The sequence below is a fragment of the Oceanispirochaeta sp. genome (genome assembly GCF_027859075.1).
Lineage (GTDB): Bacteria > Spirochaetota > Spirochaetia > DSM-2461 > DSM-2461 > Oceanispirochaeta.
The window spans coordinates 1-5,412 of sequence record NZ_JAQIBL010000231.1 but is presented as its reverse complement, the minus strand read 5'-3'; the positions used below and the strand labels follow the sequence as shown (position 1 = coordinate 5,412).

At 44.3% G+C, this 5,412-nt stretch carries 4 protein-coding genes; all 4 read left to right on the top strand.

Features of this window, described 5'->3' with window-relative positions; all coding sequences use genetic code 11:
- Positions 1 to 174 precede the first annotated feature (174 nt).
- The 4 genes from PF479_RS12720 to PF479_RS12705 all read left to right on the top strand — a co-directional run bounded on the left by PF479_RS12720 (position 175) and on the right by PF479_RS12705 (position 5,387).
- On the top strand, positions 175 to 1,449 hold the full coding sequence (locus PF479_RS12720; RefSeq protein WP_298007178.1) for an ABC transporter substrate-binding protein: 1,275 nt from the start codon (positions 175 to 177) through the stop codon (positions 1,447 to 1,449).
- 120 nt (positions 1,450 to 1,569) lie between these two features.
- The gene (locus PF479_RS12715) at positions 1,570 to 2,439 is read left to right on the top strand and encodes a carbohydrate ABC transporter permease (RefSeq protein ID WP_298007176.1); all 870 of its coding nucleotides are present in this window, start codon (positions 1,570 to 1,572) and stop codon (positions 2,437 to 2,439) included.
- Positions 2,436 to 3,299 (top strand): carbohydrate ABC transporter permease, encoded by an 864-nt coding sequence (locus PF479_RS12710; protein ID WP_298007173.1) that lies wholly within the window; start codon positions 2,436 to 2,438, stop codon positions 3,297 to 3,299. The genes PF479_RS12715 and PF479_RS12710 overlap by 4 nt, the downstream gene beginning before the upstream one ends.
- Before the next feature lie 3 nt (positions 3,300 to 3,302).
- Positions 3,303 to 5,387, top strand: coding sequence for a glycoside hydrolase family 36 protein (locus PF479_RS12705; protein ID WP_298007170.1), 2,085 nt, complete (start codon positions 3,303 to 3,305; stop codon positions 5,385 to 5,387).
- Positions 5,388 to 5,412 lie beyond the last annotated feature (25 nt).

Here is a 5,412-nt window from a genome sequence, read left to right as displayed (position 1 = left end):
CTTTTATCTCATCAAAAATTTCTCTACCCTTCAGGGATTCAAATCTTAAAAAACCTGTCATCAGGGAAATGAGTTCTCCCTTTTCAATTTTCTCCAATAGAATTGAACAATTCTGTCCTACTTCGATCTGAGAAAGGCATGATAAATTTATCCATAATCTAATGGAGGTTTATTATGTACAGAAAAAAATTATTGATTCTGCTTTTGACTCTGGTTCTTTTTATGGCCCCTTGTCTGGTATTCAGCAATGGTCAGCCCGATTCAAAATCGCCCGAGAAGATTACTCTTCGTGTGCTGGCTGGGCAATCGACAACAGATGCGGGAATGGAAAAACTCATCGATGAACTGTGTGAGCAGACATATCCCAATATCAAGCTGGAATGGGATATTGTTGACTGGGGTAAGGGGTTCCAGCCTAAGATGCAGTTGTATATGGCGACAGAACTGCCCGATATCATGATCGGTAAGGCTCAGGATGTGGCCACATGGGGGTCCCAGAATGTACTGGCTGATTTAAGCGGAAAATCCTATCTTGAATATGTTCTCCCAGAGGCCGTTGAGAGCGGTTCCTATGGGGGCAAGGTGAATGGTGTGGTCTTTAATGCCCTATATCAGGGAGTCTATTACAATAAAGACCTTTTTAAGAAATATAATGTAAAGGTACCCCAAACACAGAATGAGTTATTGGCTGCGGTTGAAATATTCAAAGCCAATGGAATTATCCCTTTTGAAACGCACTTTGCTGATACCTGGAGCATCGGCAATATGACAATGCAGTTTGCTATTAATGATCTGTTTCGGGACACACCGGACTGGGGTGATCAATTTAGAGCCGGTAAGGTAAATTATGTCGACTCTGAAAAATGGAAATCCATCTATCAATACAATAAGTTGTTATTTGATAATACATGGACAGACGAAGCCTTTTCCATCCAGCAGAATATGGCCGATGCCAGAATGGTTCAGGGAATGGCGGCCATGAAGGTTTCAGGATCCTGGTCTATACAGAACTTCCTGGATGTTGATCCCGATTTCAATTTCGGAGTCTTTCCCTTCCCTAATCAGTTTGGGGAAGCCAAGCTGATTTACGAACCCAATATTACTTTTATGGTCAGTGGCAAAACCAAATACGCAGAGGCTGTCGATCAGGTTCTGGAATTAATTCTCAGTAATAAAGAGCTGGCTCTTAAAATCTATGATCAGACAAAAACAGCACCGATGCTTGCGGGAATCACACCTACATTTACCAATCCCAGTCAAAGTGACATCGATAAATATGTTGCCGAAGGCAATATCGTGGATGCCGGTGTTGGTAACAACCAGTTGGTCTGGGGTGGATTTCAGGATGAGAATGCCCTGGATATCGTTGAATGGTTGTATGACCCAAATAAATCTCTGTCAGATGCTTTGACGGCAGCAGATTCCAGAAGAGAAAACAGCCGGCCTTAATTCAATTCTTCATAGAATTGGCGGGTCATCCCTTCGGGATGCCTCCGCCATTTCCTGTTGCCTATTTGAAATACAGAATCTGCAGCAGGGAATCACATTGAAGACCGGGAGATACAATTAATGATCAATCATAAACATAAAATGCAATACCTCTCTCTGATTATTCCAGCAATGCTTCTTTTTTCTTTTGGAGTCATTTTACCGGCCATCATGGGGATCTATTATTCTTTTACAAGCTGGAATGGAATGACCCCGGAAATCCCATGGGTTGGACTGGATAATTATAGAAATATTTTTCATGATTCATACGTAAAGAATGCATGGGTTTTTACGATAAAATTCACATTATGGAATACAGTCTTACAGAATGTGTTTGCCCTTTTATTTGCCCTCTTATTGAATGCAGGGATCAAAGGAAAAAATATTTTCAGAACCATGATTTTTATACCCTGTCTCATCAGTCCGATTATAGTCGGATTTATATGGCAGCGAATATTTTTGAATATACTGCCCTATTTGAATATTCTATTTGGCACAGATATAAATTTTTTACTCTTTGGAAGCGCTGATACAGTGTTGAGTGGTCTTCTCCTTGCCAATAACTGGCAATGGATCGGATATTGGATGCTCATCTATCTGGCTGCCCTGCAGACAATCCCCAAATATCTCTATGAAGCCGCCAAGGTGGACGGAGCCTCCAGATTCAGACAATTTTTCATCATCACCGTCCCTATGCTCGCACCGGCCTTTACCATCAGTATTGTGGGCATAACCATCGGCTCTTTAAAAGTCTATGAATTGCTTGTATCGGCAACAAACGGAGGACCGGGACGTTCTTCCACCTCCATTATCTATCTGATTTATAATACAGCAATAAATGGCAGACAGTATGGATACGGCTCTGCCATTTCTATCACCCTTATTGCAGCACTGCTCGTTGTCGCCCTATGGCAGCTGAGTTTTCTTAGAAAAAAAGAGGTCCAGTTATGATTCACTCAAATTTTAAGAGACTGGGGATTTCAATCCAAAAGATCATCGGTAAATCGGTTCTCTATCTTGTGACCGGAATAACATCCGTGCTCTTTGTCCTTCCTGTTTTTATGGTTTTGAATTATTCCTTCAAAACAAAAAGAGAACTGGTTGTCGGGAACCCCCTCAAGCTTCCGGAAACCCTTCAATGGGACAATTATTCCTATGCCTTTTACCGCCTGGATATGCTAAGAAGTTTCACGAATACAGCGTTTTATACCTCTGTCTCCGTTTTCATTATCGCCATTGTTGCAGGGGCTGCCGCCTGGGCCATAGCCCGGAATAGAGGACGATTTTTCAAGTTTTCCTACATCTATTTTTTAATTGGAATACTAATTCCTTATCAGGCTCTTTTTCTTCCCATCTATATCATTGGTTACACCATGAATTTAACCAATAATGCCTATGGTATTATTATCATGTATGTTGCTACAGGGCTGTCTTTTGGTGTTTTTTTAATGACCAGTTTCATGAATACAGTGCCGGTGGAATTGGAAGAGGCCTCATTTTTAGATGGCTGTTCCATATACCGCACGTATTTTTCAGTTGTTCTGCCTCTACTCAAGCCGGCCGTTGCCACATTGATCATTATGCAGGCCTTTCAGATTTGGAACGATTATCTCTTGGCCAGTCTGTTTGTCAGTAAAAGGAGTCTTACCACTTTGAATGTCGTTCTCCAGTCTTTATTCTCCCAGCAGTCCAGTGATTATTCTTCCGCCATGGCCGCTATTATCATTTCTATTTCCCCCATAACCATTCTCTATATTTCTGTACAGAAATATTTTATTCAGGGACTCACTGCGGGTGCGGTAAAGGGGTAGGGCATGGATATCATACTGGAAGAAAATGGAATCAACCTTCATATTCATATTACCGAGGAGGGTGATGTACGCTTATATCATTTGGCCTCCTGGCGGCCCGAAATAGCCCCGGATTTGGAATCGGGGAGCAAATACAGGCTTGTCGAACTGCATGAATCGGGAAGAAATCAGAACGATCACCATGGAAGTAAACATACCGGCTCCTCTCCGGGATCTCTGTTGCGATACCGTTCCCATCAGATGGAAAGAAATGAATATGGCCTGCTTCTGAGCCTCATCCAGGAGCATGAAGAGTTGTGGGTCACCAGTTTTTTACAGTTTTTTGATGGAATTCCCGTCGTAAGATCCTGGACCGATCTGATGAACATGGGAAGTCTTTCCAGGCCTATCGAGTATGTTTCCTCTTTGGCATTAACGGGGCTCTCGGGGGGCGCCGGGCGTCAGAGGGGAGACAATACATTGATTTCCATCCCTCACAATACCTGGTATGGCGAGGTTCTCTGGAGCCGTTATACTCCCGCAGAGCTCGGATATCATGTGGTTAATGATTTTTCTGTAAAGAGGATGTCCTGTTCAAATACGGGTACCTGGGCCTCTGGAGAGTATCTGCCCATGGGGGCATACACCAATCTCACGAAGGGAAATACCCGCCTCTGGCAGATTGAGACACATGGTTCATGGCACTGGGAAATCAGTGATATCGCCCGGGAATTATATCTGCAATTGTCCGGCCCGACCTATCAGGAGAATGGTTTCTTTATCAATCTGAATCCTGGAAAAGGATTCTCCAGTGAGAAAGCGGCTTTGTCGATGGTGCAGGGAGGGTTTGAAGAGGCTGTTCAGGCTCTCACAATGTACCGCCGGAAAATCCGAAGGCCCAATCTGGACAACCAGAAACCATCTGTGATCTTCAATGATTACATGAATTGTCTTTCCGGAGATCCTACGACCGAAAAGCTCCTGCCCCTGATCGATGTAGCCGCTGATTCGGGATGTAAATACTTCTGTATTGATGCAGGCTGGTATGATGATGGTCCATGGTGGGAAGGAGTCGGTGAATGGCTCCCATCTGTGAAGAGGTTTCCCGGAGGTATTCAGGAACCACTCGATCGCATCAGGTCTCTCGGAATGATTCCGGGTCTCTGGCTTGAGCTGGAAGTGATGGGTATCCATTGTCCTCTTGTCAGGAAAGTACCCAAAGAGTGGTTTTTTATCCGCAATGGAAGGCCTGTCATCGATGAGGGGCGGTATCAGCTGGACTATCGTAATCATGAGGTCCGGGCCTATGCCGATTCTATCATTAAAAGGCTGGTAGAAGATTATGGTGTGGGATATATCAAAATGGATTATAATATCAATGCCGGTATCGGAACCGAGTTGTATTCTGACAGTCCCGGAGACGGTCTGCTTCAGCATACCCGGGCCTACCTGGGCTGGCTGGATGAGGTTTTTCTCCAATATCCTGAGCTTATCATTGAGAATTGTTCCAGTGGCGGCATGAGGATGACCTGGTCTCTCCTCACACGGCATAGCATTCAATCTGTTACAGATCAGACAGATTATATAAAAAATGCAGTGATCGCCGTGAATTGTCCTACTGCGGTCACTCCCGAACAGGCTGCCATCTGGTCCTATCCTCTCAAGGATGGGAATGTTGAAGAAACCATCTTCAATATGGTGAATGCCATCTTATTACGGATTCATATGAGCGGTCATATTGCCAACTTATCCAGGGAACGGCTCAATGTTGTTCAGGAGGGAATTGAGTATCATCTGGGGATCTGTGATGACATTTCCAGGGGATTGCCCTTTTGGCCTGTCGGCTTAGCCCATATGGATGATGAAGTTATCAGCCTGGGAATGGATTGCGGTAATACCCTCTATCTGGCTGTCTGGAAACTGAAAGGGATGAAAGGCTCTGTTTCTTTACCCCTTGTCGGGTTGAAAGACCGTGCTCCATCGATACGCTGTTCATACCCCAAGGGACTCTCATGCAAATTTATGTGGTATGATGCTACAGGAATTCTTCAGGTCGATCTCGACCCGGAGACCGCGAGAATATTTGAGATAACAAAGCAACCCTCTTAGTGGTCTGCGGGGCCCTGGATGATTG

Bases quoted from the DNA above. Each gene is read 5' to 3' on its own strand.
- PF479_RS12720 (WP_298007178.1), top strand. From the start codon at position 175: ATGTACAGAAAAAAATTATTGATTCTGCTTTTGACTCTGGTTCTTTTT.
- PF479_RS12715 (WP_298007176.1), top strand. From the start codon at position 1,570: ATGATCAATCATAAACATAAAATGCAATACCTCTCTCTGATTATTCCA.
- PF479_RS12710 (WP_298007173.1), top strand. From the start codon at position 2,436: ATGATTCACTCAAATTTTAAGAGACTGGGGATTTCAATCCAAAAGATC.
- PF479_RS12705 (WP_298007170.1), top strand. From the start codon at position 3,303: ATGGATATCATACTGGAAGAAAATGGAATCAACCTTCATATTCATATT.